We start from the raw sequence: 17,200 nt of genomic DNA, 5'->3' as shown, positions 1-17,200 counted from the left end.
GCCGATATCGGACCCTGACAGCCGATGGCGCGTCCTCGTACGATCCCCCTGCTGTGTGCCGCAATAGGGCGACATGGGGGGCTTGCGTGCTCGACGCGAGGCAGCATCAGGGCAAGTTCGGCGAAGACTACGTCCGTGTGCTGGCCTCCGCGGCGGGGCTGATCGTCCTGCAAGGTGATCTCGACGCGGACGGGGTAGACCTCGGATTCCGTGCCACCGGCCGCTACGGACGGACGCTGTCACCCACGGTCGAGGCTCAGATCAAGACGTGGTCGAAGCCATCCGTGTCGAACGGCCACCTGCACTACCGCGGGCTCAACGAGCGGCAGTTCAACAAGCTCGCCGGTCCCGACTTCACCGTGCCCCGGTTTCTGTTCGTCATCTGCGTCCCCGCCGACAACCAGGCGTACGCGGCCATGAGTACCGACGGTGTGCTGCTCCGTCACCTCGGCTACTTCGTCTCGCTGCGCGCCGAGGAGCCGATCAAGGACCCCGACCGGGAGCGACATCGCCCGGTCAGAGTTCCGACTGCGAACGTGCTCACCGCCGCCTCACTGCGCCGGCTCACCGAGACACAGTCCGACTGGTAGGGGAACCGATGACGCTTCCGCTGAAGGTCGACGACATCGCCAGCTATCTGGCGGACACGGGTTGGGAGCGGGAGCCACAGGGCTGGCGAGGAGCGAGTGTCTGGCAACACCCGGGCGAATACGAGGTGTTGGTACCCGCTCGCGACGGCATGGGCGACAGCGACCGCCGAGTACGGGAGATCCTGCGCTGTCTGTGCGCGGTGGAGGACCGGCCCGCGGGCGACATCGCGCTGGAGATCGCGCGACCGCAGCTGGACAAGCAGTCCTTCCGCACGTTTCCCACCGACCACGACCCCGGCTACACCTCGCTGCTCCAGGGCACGCAGACGGTTCGGGGTGTCCTCAACGCTCTGACGGCCGCGGCGCGCACCGTCGTGCAGGGCCCGCACTTCGCCTTCGCCGGACGGCAACCGGGCGCGGTGGCAGACCTCCTGCGCGCAGCCGAACTCGGCCCCTCTCGCGCCGGGAGCTACATCGTCGAGATCCGGGTGGCGGCGGATGCGACGGCCCGAACGGCGAGCGGCGAGCAGGTCACCGGCCGGTCCGTGCTGGTCCAGATGCTCGAGGCGGTGAGCGCGGCCCGGACAGCCGTGAGGGCGGACGCGCCCGCGGCCTTCGACGAGACCGTCACCGCCGGCGTCTCCGCGGATCTGTGCAAGGCGCTCAGTGAGCTCTCCGGTGTCGACCGCAACGAGCCCTTCGAGATCGGCTTCCGGTGGGCGCGTTCGCAGCCACTCGATGGGGCACCACGCGTCGTCGCGTTCCCGGAGGCCTCGGGCCCGCTCCTGCACGCGGCGTCCCTGCGGCTCCGCGACCTCGATGCCACCGGTGCCGCGACGGTCATCGGGGCCGCGACGGTCACCGGTGTGGTCGAGGGGCTGCACGACGACTCCTCCGGCAACGACCGGTGGCGGATCAAGGTCCGCGGTGAGTTGAGCACCGAGCACGCCGAGCCGGTCCGGCGGGCCGTCTGGGTGCGGCTCCCGGACCAGGCCTTGTACGACCGGGCGATCACCGCGCATCGGGAACGGCAAGTAATCACCGTCACGGGCGAGTTGTCCAGCACGGCCGGCCGGGTGGAGCTGGTGCCCGGGCGGAGGTTCGACATCTGACCGGAGTTCGGCTCATCGAGGAGGGTCACTGTGCCGACGGAGTTGACTGTACGGGAGCATGCGTCGCTGTTCGCCCTGATGGTGGTCGCACGGCCGGTCACCAACCGTGAACTGCGCGAACTCGCTGGCCTTGAGATCACCGCGGTGGTACGACGGCGAGTGAACCAGGATGCCGAGCGGATCGTGACCAAGAAGTTCGGCGCCGTCAACACGCACCGGCTCTCGCCCGCGGGCCGGACCTGGTGCGAGTCCGCCCTGGTGGCCGGACGCCCGGACGGAGCGAAGTTCCCGGCCGGGGTGCTCTACGCGGTGCTGGACAACGTCGGACAGTACCTGGCCCGCTCCGGCACCAAGTTCGGCGACTTCTTCCAGCCCGACGCCGAGGCCTGGATCCGCGCCGTCTACACGGAACTCACCGTCCGCCGGAAACCGGGCAGTTGGGTCAGACTGTCGGCGCTGCGCCCATGGCTCGAGGACCTGCCGCGAGGGGCCGTCGACGCCGAACTCGACCGGATGATCGAGCAACCCGACGTAGAGCTGAAGGGCGAGCTCAACCGCCGCACGCTCAGTGACGAGGACCGCAGTGCCGCCGTCGACATCGGCGGCGAACCCCGCCACCTGCTGCGGATCGGGCCGGCGTGAACGGGGAACTCGCCGCCCTGGAGAAGCTGTACATCAACACCGCGCTGACCCAGGAAGAGATCTGGACACCGGTGACCTCCTACCATGTCGACGGACTTCACCCCGAGGTGTTCCGGCGGCTGGGGAGGGCGATGAGCGCCGTCGAGCGCGCCCACTCGCCGGTGGCGACCGTGGTGCGTGGCGAAACCGGCTCGGGCAAGACGCACCTGCTCGGCTGGACCCGCCACGAGATCCAGGAGCGCGGCGGCTCCTTCTTCTACATCAAACTCGTCACCGGCCGGAACTTCTGGGAGAGCGCCGCCGACAGCCTCGTCGACAGTCTCTACCGGGAGGACGAGGGTGGCCAGGAGCAACTGATCCGCCTGCTCGACAAGCTTGCGCGCCAGGCCCGCCTCGATCAGGACACCCACGACGCCGTCATCGGGCGGAACGAGTTGACGCGCGCCCATCTCGACGCGTTCGTCCGGGGGATCCGGACCATCGACCGGCAGGTGGGCAACGAGGCCGCGGACACGGCCCGCGCGCTGGCGCTCATCGCGTCCACCGGTGATTCCGTGGAGATCGGCAGGGCCTACTTCGCGCTCAACGACGACGACGAGGACAAGCGTGCCGCCTGGGGGATGTCGCCGGGTGGGCGACCGGCTCAACGCGTCCTGCGCGATCTGACGCGGCTGTTCGCCCTGGCCGGGCCGCTGGTGTTCGCCTTCGACCAGCTCGACACCCTGGTGTCCGCGGCGGAGACGTCGTCGCTGACGTCGCCCGCTTCCGGCGAGGGCCGGGCCGCGAAGCGGTTGAGCGGTGAGATCGCCGACGGCCTGATGGAACTGCGGGAGGAAGCCCGCCGGACCCTGATGGTCGTGGCGTGCCACGAGGACACCTGGGAGCAGATCTCCCGGGTGGCGGTCCGGTCCGCCCTGGACCGATTCGAGGTGCTGCCCACGCTCGGCGCGATTCCCGACGAGGCCACCGCCGCAGCCATCGTCAGCAGCCGTTTTCGGCCCTACTACGCGTCGGTGGGGTTCACCCCGCGGTATCCCACCTGGCCGGTCACCTCGGCGGCGCTGGCCGAAGCCCCACACCGCTACACGGCGCGGCGGCTGCTCATCCGGATCCAGAAGCACATCGAGGCGTGCCTCCAGGCCGGCACGGCGGCCGAACTGACCTCCCTGGCAGGGGAGGAGACGACGGCAGCCGCACCACCCGCACCGGCGAGGGCCGTCAACCTGAGCACCCTCACGGAGTCCTTCGACAAGCTCCGTGCCGAGGCGGACGACCTCGGGCCGATCGACCCCACCACCGAGGACGGGTTGATGCCCGCCCTGCTGGGCGCGGGGCTGCGAAGTCTGCTCAGGGAACTGGGCGCCGACGAGACGCGGTTCTCCATCGAGACCGACTTCGGCCGCAGGGCGGCCCTGCACGCCCGGTTGCGCTATGTCGTGGACGAGGCCAGCGAGAACGAATTCCACTGGTCCTTCCGGGCGATCGCCGCGAACAACGCCGTCGCCGCCCAGAGCCGGATCCGCAACGCGGCCGTGGAGGCGGGCCTGACGGCCGATCTGGCGAGCCGCCGGTTGATCCTGCTGCGGAACATGCCGTACCCGAGCGGCCCCAGGACCAAGGACATCAAGGACGACTTCGAGGCGCGGGGCGGGATGTCGCTACCGATCGGCGCCGCCGACCTACGGACCCTGGCCGCCCTCCGGGCCATGCTCGACGACCGTACGTCGGGCCTGGACGCATGGCTGCGACAGGAGCGCCCCGCGTCCCGTATCGAAGTGTTCGCGCCCGTGCTGGGAGACCTACGGCAGCGACTCGGCATCGCGGCCCCGGACGTCGGCTCCACGGCGGCGGTGGACGCGAAGGACACACCCGAGGACGCCGAGCCCGCTCGTGCCGACATCGTCGTCGGAACCACGGTCCGGGGTGGTCGTTCGTTCGCGGTACCCATGGAACAACTGCGGATGCACACCGCGGTGTTGGGCGCGTCGGGGTCGGGCAAGACGGTTCTGATCAAGCGACTCGTGGAGCAGTGCGCTCTGCGCGGTGTCTCGGCGATCGTGCTGGATCCGAACGGCGACCTCGCACGGCTGGGCGACCCCTGGTCGCGCGCGCCGAAGGACTGGACGGACGACCATGAGCGCGATGCCCGGCGCTACTTCGCGGACGTCGAAGTGGTGGTGTGGACACCGGGTCTGAACCGCGGGCGTCCGATCTCCTTCCACCCGCTTCCCGACTTCGCTCCCGTCCTCGATGACGAGGACGACTTCCCGCGTCTGGTCAGATCGACCGTGGCCGTACTCGCGCCCCATGCCGGTGTACGCGGCAGCAGTGCGCGCGCGATCCAGCAGCTGGGGGTCCTCAAACGTGCCCTCGAACGGTATGCGCGTGACGGGGGCAAGAACCTGGCCGGATTCGTCGAGCTGCTCGCCGAGCCCTCGGGCGACATCGTGAACAGCAGGACCAGTCGCTTCGCGGTGCAGATGGCGGACACGCTGGACGCCGCGATGGAGACCGACCCGCTGTTCGGGGAGTCCGGCGCACCCGCCGATCCCGGCATGCTCCTGATCCCGTCGCCGGGAAAGGCCGCCCGTATCTCGGTGATCAGCTTCGTCGGCCTGTCCGGGGACGGACCGGCCCAGTTCGTCAGCCGCCTCCAGGCGACCTTGTTCTCGTGGTTCAGGGCGCACCCGGTCGGTGACCGGCCGCTGGGCGGACTCCTTGTGATGGACGAGGCGCAGAACTTCGTGCCCTCCGGTGCGTCGAATCCGAGTACGGAGAGCACGGTCGAACTCATCCGCCAGATACGCAAGTACGGACTCGGGATGGTCCTTGCCTCGCAGGCCCCCAGGGGGATCCACAACCAGGCGCTGGGCAACACCGTGAATCAGTTCATCGGCCGACTCACAGGAAACGCCCACATCGAGGCGGCCACGGCCATGGCTCAGGCGCGGAACGCGGTCCTCGACAACGTCGGTGGTCTCGACGTCGGCATGTTCAACGCCGCAAGCGAGGGCACCGGATTCAGCAAGATCCAAGTGCCGATCTGCCTCAGCCACCACGACGTGCCGCTCACGGAGAACGAGATCGTCGAGCGAGCGCGCCGGGGTGGTGCGGGTACCTGAGCGGTCTCGTCTCCCACATGCCGAAGTGTGTGTTCTGGCCCAGGCTGGATACGCGGGGCCGTGAACCGGACCACGCTTCGGACGTCGGACGAGGGAGCAGAGCGGCCATGGCAACCGGTGCCTTCCACTCGGCAGTGTCACTGACCGTGAACGGCAAGGGCTGCGATCTCACGGTCGACCATCGCGCCACGCTGCTGGACGTTCTGCGGGAGCGGTTGGATCTGACCGGCGCGAAGAAGGGGTGCGATCACGGTCAGTGCGGCGCCTGCACCGTGCTCGTCGACGGGCGTCGCGCCAACAGTTGCCTGCTGCTGGCCGTGGCCCAAGAGGGGTGCGACATCACCACGGTCGAGGGTCTGTGCGCCGAAGCCGAAGCCGAAGCCGAAGCCGAGGACGGTGGTCGGGGCCCGGACGGCGTGGGCCACGACGGTGAAGGACACCTGCACCCGCTTCAGCGCGCCTTCCTCGCCCGGGACGCCTTCCAATGCGGCTACTGCACACCCGGCCAGCTCTGCTCGGCCGTCGGCGCCATCGCCGAGGCCGAGGCGGGCCACCCCTCGTACGTGACGGATCCGGGCGCGGACCCGGGCGAACCCGTCGCGTTGAGCAGGGACGAGATCCGCGAGCGGCTCAGTGGCAATCTGTGCCGCTGCGGGGCCTATCCGCACATCGTCGAGGCCGTCGAGGGCGTGACCCGGTGAAAGCCTTCCAGTACGTACGGGCCCACAGTGTCGACGAGGCGACCGCGGCCCACGCGAGACACCCCGGCTCCCGTTACCTGGGCGGAGGCACCAACCTCGTCGACCTGATGAAACTGGGGGTGGAGACGCCCGGAACACTGGTCGACGTCAGCGGCCTGCCGCTGGACGCGGTCGAGGAGCTCACCGACGGATCCGTGCGCGTCGGAGCGACCGTCCGCAACAGCGACCTCGCCGCCCACCCCTTGGTGCGCACCCGCTATCCGGTGCTGGCGCAGGCACTGCTCGCGGGTGCCTCGGGGCAGCTGCGCAACATCGCCACGACCGGCGGCAACCTCCTTCAGCGCACCCGCTGCCCCTACTTCCAGGACCTGGGCAAACCCTGCAACAAACGCGAGCCCGGTACCGGCTGCGGGGCGCGCGACGGCGTCCACCGCGACCACGCCGTCCTGGGGCACTCGCCGCAGTGCATCGCCACCCACCCCTCGGACATGGCGGTGGCGCTCGCCGCACTCGACGCCCAGGTGGAGCTGCACGGCGCGGCGGGCCCGCGCACGGTGCCCGCGGCCGAGTTCCACCGGCTGCCCGGCGACCGTCCGGACCTGGACACCGAGATCGCGCCCGGGGAACTCGTCACCGGCGTCGTGCTCCCGGCCGCCACCGCCGGGCTGCCCTCCGCCTACCGCAAGGCGCGCGACCGTGCCTCGTACGCCTTCGCGCTCGCCTCGGTGGCCGTCGCCCTGAGGGTGGAGGACGCCGTGGTGCGCGAGGTCTGCATCGCGTTCGGCGGTCTGGCGCACCGCCCCTGGCGGGCCCTGCGCGCCGAGCAGGCGCTGACGGGCGGGGCCGCGGACGACGAGGCGTACCAGCGGGCGGTCGACGCGGAACTCGCGGCCGCCGAACCGTTGCGCGACAACGCGTTCAAGGTGCGCCTCGCCCGCAATCTTGCGTGCGACATGCTGCGCCGCCTGACGCCGCCCGGAGTCTCCTGACACGGCCGCCTCGCCCACCTCGCTCTCCAGGGAGAAGAACCATGCCGGACACCACCAGCGCTCTCGGGTCGCCTGCCGCCCGCAGGGAGGGCCCGGCGAAGGTGACCGGGGCCGCCCGTTACGCGGCCGAACACACCCCCGAGGGGTGTGCCTACGCCTGGCCGGTGCCGGCCGGTGTGGCACGGGGCGAGGTCACCGCCGTCGACGACACGGCGGCGCGGGCCCTGCCCGGTGTCGTCACCGTCCTCACCCACCTCAACGCGCCGCGCCTGGCCGAACCGGACGACGCGACGCTCGGCGTGCTCCAGAACGCCCGGGTCCCGCACCGCGGCTGGTACGTCGCCCTCGTCGTCGCCGACAGCCTGGAGACGGCACGCGAAGGAGCCGCCGCCGTCCGAGTCACCTACGCCGAGGAACCCCACGACGTCACCCTGACCGCCGACCACCCCGACGCCTACGTTCCCGAGGACTCCGACGGCACCTCCGGCGAGCACGTACGCGGCGACGCCGACACCGCGTACGCCCGCGCGGACGCCCAAGTCGACGTCGCCTACCGGGTGCCGCCGCTGCACAACCACCCGATGGAACCGCACGCGGCGACCGCCCACTGGGTGGACGACCGGCTCACCGTGTACGACTCCAGCCAGGGCGCCAGCAAGGTACGCGACGTTCTGGCCGGGCTGTTCGAACTGCCGAAGGACCGGGTGACGGTCGTCTCCGAACACGTCGGCGGCGGCTTCGGCTCCAAGGGCACCCCACGGCCGCACGTGGTGCTCGCCGCCATGGCCTCCCGTGCCACCGGGCGGCCGGTCAAACTGGCCCTGCACCGGCGGGAGTTGGCGGCCGTCGTCGGCCACCGCTCGCCGACCGTGCAACGGGTGCGACTCGCGGCGGAGGCCGACGGCACCCTCACCTCCGTGGTGCACGAGGTGACCTCGCACACCTCCCGCATCAAGGAGTTCGTCGAGACGGCGGCCGCCGTCACCCGCGTCATGTACCCCTCGCCGCACGGCCGCACCACCCACCGGGTGCTCCCGCTCGACGTGCCCAGCCCCTCCTGGATGCGCGCACCGGGGGAGGCGCCGGGCATGTACGCCCTGGAGTCGGCGATGGACGAGCTCGCGGAAACCCTCGGCATCGACCCCGTCGAACTGCGGCTGCGCAACGACACCCAGCGCGAACCCGACAGCTCCCGCCCCTTCAGCAGCCGCCACCTCGCCGAATGCCTGCGCGAGGGGGCCCGCCGCTTCGGCTGGTCCGCACGCGACCCGCGCCCCCGTTCGCGCGCCGAGGGACCCGTCCTGGTCGGCTCCGGCGTGGCCGCGGCGACGTACCCTGTGAACGTGGCGCCGTCGCGCGCGAGCGCCCACGCCGCACCGGACGGCAGCTTCGTCGTCCGGATCAACGCCACCGACATCGGGACCGGCGCGCGCACCGTCCTCGCCCAGGTCGCCGCCGACGCGCTCGGTGCACCGGCGGACCGCGTGCGCACGGAAGTCGGCAACAGCGACCTCCCCACCGCCTCCCTCGCGGGCGGCTCCTCCGGCACGGCCTCCTGGGGCTGGGCCGTCCACGAGGCCTGTACGCGACTGGCGGCGGACCTCGCCGACCGCAAGGGGCAGGTTCCCTCTTCCGGGCTCGATGCCACGGCCGACACGGCGGGCCGCGCCGACGCCGACAGCGCCTACGCGCGACACGCCTTCGGCGCGCACTTCGCCGAGGTCGGTGTCGACACGGTGACCGGCGAGGTCCGCGTGCGGCGCCTGCTCGGTGTCTACGCGGCGGGCCGCATCCTCAACTCCCGTACCGCACGCTCCCAGTTCATCGGCGGGATGACGATGGGTCTGGGGATGGCCCTCACCGAGGGCAGCACCCTGGACCCCGCCTTCGGTGACTTCGTGGAACGCGACCTCGCGGCCTACCACGTACCGGCGCACGCCGACGTGCCCGCGATCGAGGCGCACTGGATCGACGAGGACGACCCCCACCTCAACCCCATGGGCAGCAAGGGCATCGGCGAGATCGGCATCGTCGGAACGGCCGCCGCCATCGGCAACGCCGTGCACCACGCGACCGGCGTCCGGCACCGTGAACTGCCGATCACGCCGGACCGGGTGCTGGCGGGCGGCGGCTGAGGCGTGACGGAGCGGCGCACCCGGGCAGGCGGTTGCGCCTCGCGCTCTCTTCACCGGATAGCCACATTCGGTAGGATCCGGGCACTCCGTCAGCTCCGGTGAGGGGGGGCCTCAGTGCATCCGGAGCGGATCGGAGAGCGTCACCACGTCGCAGTCACCGCCAACCGGGCGGGACAGCGGCCTCGACCGAGTACAGCGCTTGATGCGGCATGCGAGTCGGCTTGATCGGACGTGGGGGGCTTCATGGCGGTGGGACAGCGGCTTCGGCAGTTACGGCGCACGGCGGGTATGACCCTGGAGGAACTGGCCGGGGCGTCCGGGGTCAGCGCTCGGGCCATCAGCGACATGGAGCGGGGGCACAGCCGGGCGCCGCAGCCCCGGACGCTCGCCGCGCTCGCCACCGCGCTGAAAGTGAGTGAGGAGGAGCGTCGGCGGCTGGAGGAGGGCGCGCGGGCGATGCGCCGCAGCACGGCCGCCGCCCGGCCCGGCCCGTGCGAACCCCCACGTGCGGCGCCCGACTTCACGGGCCGGACCGGCGATCTGGAAGCGATCCGCCGCGCCGCGGCCCACGGCGCCCGAGGCGGTCCCGCGCCGGTCGTGCTGGTGCACGGGCAGGCCGGGGTGGGCAAGACCACCGTCGTGCTCCGGGCGGCCGAGGAACTGCGCGGCGACTATTCCGGTGGCTGCCTCTACGTCGACCTGCGCGGCGTCGACGCCTCCCCGCCGTCCGCGGGCGACATCGCCGTCCGACTGCTGCGGGCCCTTCAGGTCCCCGTCCGGGCCATCGCCGCCCCGGACGACGAACGGTGCGCCCAGTTGCGGGCGGCGCTGCGGGAGCGTCGCTGCCTGCTGGTGCTGGACAACGCCGCGGACGAGGCGCAGGTGCGGCCGCTGCTGCCGGGCGAGGGAGCCGGGCTGGTGCTGGTGACGTGCCGTCGGATGCTCAGCGGTCTGGAAGGCGTCCTGCGGCTGGCGCTCTCCCCCTTCGCACCGCACGATTCGGCGGCACTGCTGCGCAAGGTCGCCGGTCGGACGGCGACGCCTTCGGCTGCCCAGGACGTCGAGGAGCTGTGCCGGCTGTGCGGCCACCTCCCGCTGGCGCTACGGATCGCCGGCACGCGCCTGTCCACGCGGTCCGGCTGGTCGGTGCGTCACCTGGTCGACCGGCTGGCCAGCGAGGACCGGCGGCTGGCCGCGCTGCGCAGCGGCGACGTCAGCGTGGGGGCGGCTTTCGCCCTGTCCCACACGCAGCTCTCCGCCGCGGCGCGGCGGGTGTTCCGGCGGCTGGCGCTCCTGCCCGGCCCGGACTTCTCCGCGCCGCTGGTCGTCCTGGTCACCGACGACGATCCCGCCGACACCGTGGACGTACTCGATGACCTGGTCGAGCTGGGACTGCTCCAGCCGCAGGGCGCCGACCGCTACCAACTCCACGACCTCCTGCGGCTGTTCGCCGGGGAAAGGCTGCGGGGCGAGGAGCCGGAGGGCGAGCGGGCAGCCGTCCGGCTCGGCATGGCACGGCGGCTGCTGGGCATCACGGTGGTCGCGGGCCGCTGGTTCGAACCCGGCTACGGCCCTCCGCCCGCGGACTGGAACGGACCCGTGCCGCTCGGTACGGCGGACGAGGCGGCGCACTGGCTGCGGTCCGAGGCCGCGAACTGGCTGGGCGCCCTGCGCATCGCCGCCCTGGCCGGCGACCACCGGCGGGTGGTGGAGACCGCCGAGGCACTGCACTGGTTCTCCGACACCACCATGGCCTGGAGAGGCTGGTACGAGGTGTTCGGGCTCTCCCGCACCGCCGCCGCGGAGCTGGGCGACCGCCGCTTGGAGACCGTGCACCTCAACTACCTCTCCTGGGCGGCCACGAACTGCGCACGCCGCTGGGAGGAGGGACTGCGGACAGCCCTGGCGGCACGGGACCTCGCGGCGGCGGAGGGCGATCTGAAGGAGGAGGCGTGGGCGTTGCAGTACGCGGCGGATGCCCTGGGCCGCGGCGGGCGGCACGCCGAAGCGCTGGAGATGGTCCGTGCGGCACTGGGGCCGGCCGATCTCGCCGGTGACCACGACGGATACGTCCAGTTGTTCACGCGCATGGGCGGGATGCAGTCCGAACTCGGCCGCTACGAGGAGGCCCTCGCCGCCTACCGGGAAGGACTGCGAGAGGTGGAGGCACGTCCGGTCGCCGACCGGCCGGGGCTCGCCGTGCGGGCCGGCACCATGGCCCACACCGCCCATGTCCTGGCCCGACTCGGCAGGTGGACGGAGGCACTCGAAGCGGCCGGACGGGCCGAACCGCTCACGGCGGCCCTCGGCATCCCCGGCCTGGCCGGCTACCTCCACCTCGCCAGGGGCCTCGCCCTGCACGGACTGGGCGCCCACGAACAGGCCCGGCTCGAACTGGTCCGGGCGATGGAGCTGGTCGAGGACCACGTGGGGCATCCGGTGTCCGTCGAAGCCCTGGGCGTGCTGGAGGCGTCGGCTGCCGACTGATGTGCCCCGGAGCCGGTTCCCGCGCTGCCCGTGGGCGGTTCTGCGTGCCGTTGTCTCACGTGCCGTTGTTCTGCGTGCCGTTCTGCATGGTTCGGTCGAACGGGCGCTGCTTTCCTCGTCGTACGGCCGCACACGAGCCGCTGTCCGGGAAAGCCCGAGCCCCCTGAAGGAAGAGGTACGTCCTCGCATGCCTTCCTCCGTTCCCCGCAGAACCATCCTGGCCGGAGCCGCCGTCGGCGCCGCCGCGATGACCGTCGCGGCAGGCGGCCCGGCCGCGGCAGGCGGCCACCCGTCGAGGCCGAAGCCCACCATCGTGCTGGTCCACGGCGCCTTCGCCGACGCCGGCGGCTGGTCCCGGGTGATCTCCCACCTGACCCGCGACGGCTTCTCCGTCATCGCCCCGCCCAACCCGCTGCGCGGCGTGCACGCCGACTCCGCCTACCTCGCCGCCTTCCTCGACACCGTCCCCGGCCCGCTGGTCCTGGTCGGCCACTCCTACGGTGGTGTGCTGATCACCAACGCCGCCCACGGCAACGAGCGGGCGCGGGCACTGGTCTACGTGGCCGCCTTCGCCCCCGACGCCGGGGAGACCGTGCCCGGCCTCCAGACGAAGTACCCCGGCACCCGACTCACCGAGGCCGCGCTCGACTTCCGCCCCCATCCGCAGGGCGTCGACGGCTATGTGAAGCGGTCCGTCTTCCGTGAGGTGTTCGCCGGTGACCTGTCCCGCGCCGACGCCGACCTGCTGTGGGCGACACAACGGCCCGGCGACACCGCGACCCTCTCCGAGACATCCGGGGAGCCGGCCTGGAAGACGGTCCCCTCGTACTACCTCGTCGCAGGCGAGGACAACCTCATCCCGCCGGCCGCGCAGCGCTTCATGGCCGCACGCGCCGGCGCGCACACCCTTGAGGTCAGGGCGTCGCACGTCGCGATGATCTCCCAGCCGCGGTCCACCGCCGCCCTCATCGCGAAGGCGGCACGATGACCCACGTCACCACCTCCGACGGCACCCGCATCTTCTACAAGGACTGGGGCGCCGGACGGCCCGTCGTCCTCAGCCACGGCTGGCCGCTCAACTCCGACAGCTGGGAAGCGCAGCAGCTCTTCCTCGCCGAGCACGGCTACCGCGCCATCGCCCACGACCGCCGCGGCCACGGCCGGTCCACGCAGACCTGGCACGGCAACGAGATGGACACCTACGCCGACGACCTCGCCGCCCTCCTGGACCACCTCGAACTCCAAGAGGTGACGCTGGTCGGCTTCTCCACCGGCGGGGGCGAGATCACCCGCTACATCGGCCGGCACGGCACCGCCCGCGTCGCCCAGGCCGTCCTCGTGGCCGCGGTGCCGCCCCTGATGGTGCGCCGGGACGACAACCCGGACGGGGTCCCCGTCGAGGTGTTCGACGGGCTGCGCTCCGGCTCGCTCGCCGACCGCTCCCAGCTCTACCGGGACCTCGCCGAAGGACCGTTCTTCAACCACCCCGCCAAGCCCGTCTCCCAGGGCGTGCGCGACGCCTTCTGGCTCCAGTCGATGGCCGCAGGTCACCGCAACGCGCTGGAGTCCATCGCCGCCTTCTCCGCCACCGATTTCCGCGCGGACCTGGCCCGCTTCGACGTGCCCACGCTGGTGATCCATGGCGACGCCGACCAGGTCGTGCCGTTCGACGTCGGCGGCAAGGCATCGGCCGCCCTGGTCAAGGACGCCGAACTGCTCGTCTACCCGGACGCGCCGCACGGCCTGACCGACACCCACAAGGAGCAGCTCGGCCAAGACCTGCTCGCCTTCCTGGAAAGGTACGGAAAATGAGCACAGTCGTCCTGATCCACGGACTGTGGGTGACACCGCGCAGCTGGGAGCAGTGGATCCCGTACTACGAGGCCAAGGGGCACACGGTGATCGCGCCGGCGTACCCCGGGTTCGAGGTCGAGGTGGAGGCGCTGCGGGCCGACCCCTCGCCCATCGCGGCGCTGACGGTGCCCGAGACCGTCGCCCACCTGGAGAAGGTGATCACCGCACTGCCGGAGAAGCCGATCCTCATCGGCCACTCCTTCGGCGGCACGCTCACCCAGCTCCTGCTCGACCGGGGACACGGCGCGGCCGGAGTGGTGGTCAACTCGGCGCCGCCGGAGGGAATCCGGGTCAACCCGCCCTCACAACTGCGCTCCCTCTTCCCCATCCTCAACAACCCCGCCAAGCGGCACCGAGCGGCGGGCTTCACGCCCGAGCAGTTCCACTACGCCTTCACCAACACCCTCCCCGAGGACGAGGCGAGGGCCGCCTACGACCGGTACGCCATCGCGGCCCCGGGAAGCTGGGTGTGGACCTACGGACTGATCGCCAACCTCACCCCCGGCAAACGGGAGACCTGGGTCGACTTCCACAACCCGGACCGGGCCCCGCTCCTCTTCATCTCCGGCGGGCGCGACCACATCATGCCGCCCTCGGTGAACAAGTCCAACCACCACCACTACAAGGCACCGGGCACCGTCACCGACTACCACGAGTTCCCCGGGCGGTCCCACTGGACGTGCGCGGAACCGGGCTGGGAACAGGTGGCCGACTACGCACTGGACTGGGCACTGCGCCACGCAGCGACGTGAACCGGGCCGGAGCCGGTCTCCGCGCCTTCGTGGCGCAGCGCCCGGTGCCGACCGATCCGTTGGGACAGGGACCGTATCCTGACGGCGTCGACCGAGAGGCACAGCCCGATGCCCGACCACGAGAGCGTGCGCAGGCTGCGGGCCCGTGCCCAGGCCCTGGCCTGCGGAGCGCGCGAGGCTTCGGCGGAGGCGGTCGTCCGACGGGTCTTCGCCATCCAGGCACAGGATCCCACCGCCGCCGACCTGGGCATCCGGGTGCGCGGCCGGGACATCACCGCTGGTGCCGTCCGCGCGGCGTACGAGGACGAGCGGAGCATCGTCCGCAACTGGTACCTGCGCGGCACCCTGCACACGATCCCCAGTCACGATGCCCGCTGGGTAGCGCAGTTGCTGTCCCCACGGATCCTCGCCGCAGCCGGCCGCCGCTACCAGCAGCTGGGCCTGGGCGACGATCTGCGCCGGCGCGCCGACCGTCTCATCCGGCGTGCCCTTGCCTCGCACGGCCCGCTGACCCGGGCCGAGCTGACCGAGCACCTTGCCACGCTCGGTGTCGCGCCGGACGGGCAGGCGCCGTTCCACCTGATCCGCCACGCGGCACTCACCGGCATCCTCTGCCACGGTCCGCGGCGTGCCGGAGAGGCCACGTATGTGCTGCTCGACGACTGGCTGCCCGGCACTGGAGGCGTCCGGTTCGAGGGCGACGACGCGCTCGCCGCGCTGGCCCACCGCTATCTGGCCGCACACGCCCCCGCCTCCGTGGAGGACTTCGCCGTCTGGTCGGGGCTGCCGGTGACCTGGGCCCGCAGGGCCTGGAAGCTGCTGGCGGACTCCGGCGCGATCACCGAGTACGGCGCGTTGACTGTGCTCGCCGGGCAGGTGACAGAACTCCCGGACCCGTCCGACACCCCGGACGTGCGCATGCTGCCCGCCTACGACAACTATCTGACCGGCTACCGCACGCGCGAACTGTCCGTCCCCGCTCGCCACCAGGCCCGCGTGTGGCCGGGAGGCGGCCTCATCCGGCCCACCGTCATCGCCGACGGCTCGGCCGTCGCCACCTGGAACCGTGGCTCGGGCGCGCGCTCCCTCCAGGTCGAGGCGTTCGGGCCCCTCCCGCCTCCGATCGAGCAGGGTATCGACCTGGAGCGGAAGGCCGTCGTCAATTTCGTACGGCCCACCGCGTAACGGGACTTCCTACTGCTCGATCTGCTCCGGATCGATCGGAATCTCGCGTGCCGTGTTCTCGGCGCGCTCCTCGGCGCTCAACTCCCGCGCCACGGTCCCGCAGCAGCGGTTGAACTGGTTCTGCCAGTCCGCCATGAACAAGTCGTAAGTGGACTGGCCGACCAGCTTCAGGTCCGACTCGTCGTTGTGCCAGACGCCGTTGCTCGTCCAGTTCGCGGAGCCGACGAACACGACTCTGGCGTTGGACGAACTCGCGTAACCGCCGCTGACCATCATGTATTTGTTGTGCGTGTAGTGCAGAGCGTTGCCGTTCGCGTCGGTGCCGCGGCTGGTGTCGTGCACGGTGATGTTCGGCCGGTCCTTCAGGTAGTTCTGCACGCTGCTGTCGACCTGGTGGGCGGTGAAGAGTATCCGTATCTTCACGCCGGTTTTCGCCAGGCTCACCAGCTTCTTCGGCAGCTCCAGGTAGTTCCGGTCGCCCGGCTCTCCGTGGGCGGTCCACTGGAACATGGCGATATTGATCGTGGCGGGCGCCTTGACGTTGTTCAGGAAGTCGACCCAGGTGTCGCTTCTGGAGCGTGCCTTGGGCCACTGGTAGGAGGGCGGGGACAGCGTCCTGGCGGCCGTACCGCTGGTGGAGTTGTAGTAGTCGGGCATCAGCGGGCCCGGACCGCCCAGTGCCCCCTTGGACATGGCCGTGAAGTAGCGGACGTAGGAGTTGTACAGGTCGACGTTGCCCTTGACGGTGGCGGCACTGTTCCACGCGGTCCTGACCTGGGCGGAGGTGGGGTTGGCGCTGCTGACGGTCACCGTCCTGTTCGCGTCGCTCCCGCCGCTGAGCATGTAGTACTTCGCGTGCAGGGCGGAACCGGCGTAGTGGGTCAGGCAGCCCCCCGGGCACAGCGCGGCGAAGCTGGAGGCTCGCGGGTCGTTGCCCAACTCGGCGACCATCGACTGCCAGACCGCGTTGTCGCTGTGGGAGTCCATCAGCGCCTTGACGATGACGCCACGTTGGTGTGCGGCGATCAGGGCGCCCGCGAACTCCGGACCCGGGCGCGTGCTGCCTATCGAGTACATGGCGACGCGTATGGTCTGCCCGCAACTGGCGCTGTTGATCGATTCGATGATCGGCCCCATGACGTTCATCTGGGCGTCGGGGTCCTCCGGGTCGTTGAAGCTCGGGCCCGGTCTTGAGGTGAACGTCCGGGACTCGCAACTCAGCGGAGCCTTGGCCTTCTTGACCGCCGCGTGTGCCGTCGTGGGAGACAGCGCGGTGACGGCCAGCGCGGTGATCAACGTGAGCGTGCGCTTCATGGGTGGGCCTTTCGACGGGTTGTTGACGATGGCGGGTCGGGGTGTCGCTGTACTGATCGACCGATGCGTGGTCGCCGAGGTGGGCAGGCCTGGAGGACGACGTCGCCGTACGTGCCTGGCGGGCGGCTCCGCGTGACGGGATCGCCCGTCATGCGGCCGTCAGTCGATCGCCATGCGGGCAGTGAACTGCGCGCTGCCACGCGCCAGTTGGCGGCCTTCGCCGTGAATGTCCGGTAGGCGCCGCCGTGGACGGTGCTCGTGGCGGGGGCTGCGCCTCAACCGCCCTGGGAGGAGCGCGCGGTCGCTGGGGCGACGCG

Annotated in this window: 13 protein-coding genes; 12 read left to right on the top strand and 1 reads right to left on the bottom strand. The window is 71.3% G+C overall.

Annotation, left to right across the window (positions count from 1 at the left end; genetic code table 11):
- Window positions 1-86 precede the first annotated feature (86 nt).
- From ACYBSK_RS23895 to ACYBSK_RS23840, 12 genes are all read left to right on the top strand, one after another.
- Complete coding sequence (locus ACYBSK_RS23895; RefSeq protein WP_460243266.1) at window positions 87-590, top strand: DUF4365 domain-containing protein; 504 nt, start codon at window positions 87-89, stop codon at window positions 588-590.
- Between the two features lie 8 nt (window positions 591-598).
- Window positions 599-1,702, top strand: a complete 1,104-nt coding sequence (locus ACYBSK_RS23890; RefSeq protein WP_460243265.1) for a hypothetical protein — start codon at window positions 599-601, stop codon at window positions 1,700-1,702.
- Between the two features lie 30 nt (window positions 1,703-1,732).
- On the top strand, window positions 1,733-2,344 hold the full coding sequence (locus ACYBSK_RS23885) for a hypothetical protein (RefSeq protein ID WP_460243264.1): 612 nt from the start codon (window positions 1,733-1,735) through the stop codon (window positions 2,342-2,344).
- On the top strand, window positions 2,341-5,466 hold the full coding sequence (locus ACYBSK_RS23880) for a helicase HerA domain-containing protein (RefSeq protein WP_460243263.1): 3,126 nt from the start codon (window positions 2,341-2,343) through the stop codon (window positions 5,464-5,466). The genes ACYBSK_RS23885 and ACYBSK_RS23880 overlap by 4 nt, the downstream gene beginning before the upstream one ends.
- Before the next feature lie 107 nt (window positions 5,467-5,573).
- Window positions 5,574-6,167, top strand: a complete 594-nt coding sequence (locus tag ACYBSK_RS23875; protein ID WP_460243262.1) for a 2Fe-2S iron-sulfur cluster-binding protein — start codon at window positions 5,574-5,576, stop codon at window positions 6,165-6,167.
- Window positions 6,164-7,156, top strand: coding sequence for an FAD binding domain-containing protein (locus ACYBSK_RS23870; protein ID WP_460243261.1), 993 nt, complete (start codon window positions 6,164-6,166; stop codon window positions 7,154-7,156). Before ACYBSK_RS23875 ends, ACYBSK_RS23870 begins: the two co-directional genes overlap by 4 nt.
- 41 nt (window positions 7,157-7,197) lie before the next feature.
- Window positions 7,198-9,291, top strand: coding sequence for a xanthine dehydrogenase family protein molybdopterin-binding subunit (locus ACYBSK_RS23865; RefSeq protein WP_460243260.1), 2,094 nt, complete (start codon window positions 7,198-7,200; stop codon window positions 9,289-9,291).
- A gap of 288 nt (window positions 9,292-9,579) precedes the next feature.
- A complete protein-coding gene (locus tag ACYBSK_RS23860; protein WP_460243259.1) occupies window positions 9,580-11,778 on the top strand; it encodes an ATP-binding protein in 2,199 nt (732 codons plus the stop codon).
- 187 nt (window positions 11,779-11,965) lie between these two features.
- Window positions 11,966-12,766, top strand: a complete 801-nt coding sequence (locus ACYBSK_RS23855) for an alpha/beta fold hydrolase (protein WP_460243258.1) — start codon at window positions 11,966-11,968, stop codon at window positions 12,764-12,766.
- Window positions 12,763-13,590: an alpha/beta fold hydrolase gene (locus ACYBSK_RS23850; protein WP_460243257.1), complete on the top strand. Its 828-nt coding sequence runs from the start codon at window positions 12,763-12,765 to the stop codon at window positions 13,588-13,590. The genes ACYBSK_RS23855 and ACYBSK_RS23850 overlap by 4 nt, the downstream gene beginning before the upstream one ends.
- The gene (locus ACYBSK_RS23845) at window positions 13,587-14,384 is read left to right on the top strand and encodes an alpha/beta hydrolase (RefSeq protein ID WP_460243256.1); all 798 of its coding nucleotides are present in this window, start codon (window positions 13,587-13,589) and stop codon (window positions 14,382-14,384) included. Before ACYBSK_RS23850 ends, ACYBSK_RS23845 begins: the two co-directional genes overlap by 4 nt.
- 108 nt (window positions 14,385-14,492) lie before the next feature.
- Entirely contained in the window at window positions 14,493-15,569 is a 1,077-nt protein-coding gene (locus tag ACYBSK_RS23840; protein ID WP_460243255.1) for a winged helix DNA-binding domain-containing protein, read from the top strand.
- A gap of 9 nt (window positions 15,570-15,578) precedes the next feature.
- Here ACYBSK_RS23840 and ACYBSK_RS23835 read toward each other — a convergent pair whose 3' ends face one another.
- Window positions 15,579-16,883: a phospholipase D-like domain-containing protein gene (locus tag ACYBSK_RS23835; protein WP_460243254.1), complete on the bottom strand. Its 1,305-nt coding sequence runs from the start codon at window positions 16,881-16,883 to the stop codon at window positions 15,579-15,581.
- Between the last annotated feature and the right edge of the window lie 317 nt (window positions 16,884-17,200).

Source organism: Streptomyces sp. BYX5S (genome assembly GCF_054724165.1).
Note: the sequence above shows the minus strand (reverse complement) of the source record. Positions and strands in the feature narration are given on the sequence as shown.

What these genes read in the sequence shown, in the direction of transcription:
- ACYBSK_RS23890 (WP_460243265.1), top strand. Translation starts at nt 599, where the DNA reads ATGACGCTTCCGCTGAAGGTCGACGACATCGCCAGCTATCTGGCGGAC.
- ACYBSK_RS23875 (WP_460243262.1), top strand. Translation starts at nt 5,574, where the DNA reads ATGGCAACCGGTGCCTTCCACTCGGCAGTGTCACTGACCGTGAACGGC.
- ACYBSK_RS23865 (WP_460243260.1), top strand. Translation starts at nt 7,198, where the DNA reads ATGCCGGACACCACCAGCGCTCTCGGGTCGCCTGCCGCCCGCAGGGAG.
- ACYBSK_RS23860 (WP_460243259.1), top strand. Translation starts at nt 9,580, where the DNA reads ATGACCCTGGAGGAACTGGCCGGGGCGTCCGGGGTCAGCGCTCGGGCC.
- ACYBSK_RS23855 (WP_460243258.1), top strand. Translation starts at nt 11,966, where the DNA reads ATGCCTTCCTCCGTTCCCCGCAGAACCATCCTGGCCGGAGCCGCCGTC.
- ACYBSK_RS23850 (WP_460243257.1), top strand. Translation starts at nt 12,763, where the DNA reads ATGACCCACGTCACCACCTCCGACGGCACCCGCATCTTCTACAAGGAC.
- ACYBSK_RS23845 (WP_460243256.1), top strand. Translation starts at nt 13,587, where the DNA reads ATGAGCACAGTCGTCCTGATCCACGGACTGTGGGTGACACCGCGCAGC.
- ACYBSK_RS23840 (WP_460243255.1), top strand. Translation starts at nt 14,493, where the DNA reads ATGCCCGACCACGAGAGCGTGCGCAGGCTGCGGGCCCGTGCCCAGGCC.
- ACYBSK_RS23835 (WP_460243254.1), bottom strand. Translation starts at nt 16,883, where the DNA reads ATGAAGCGCACGCTCACGTTGATCACCGCGCTGGCCGTCACCGCGCTG.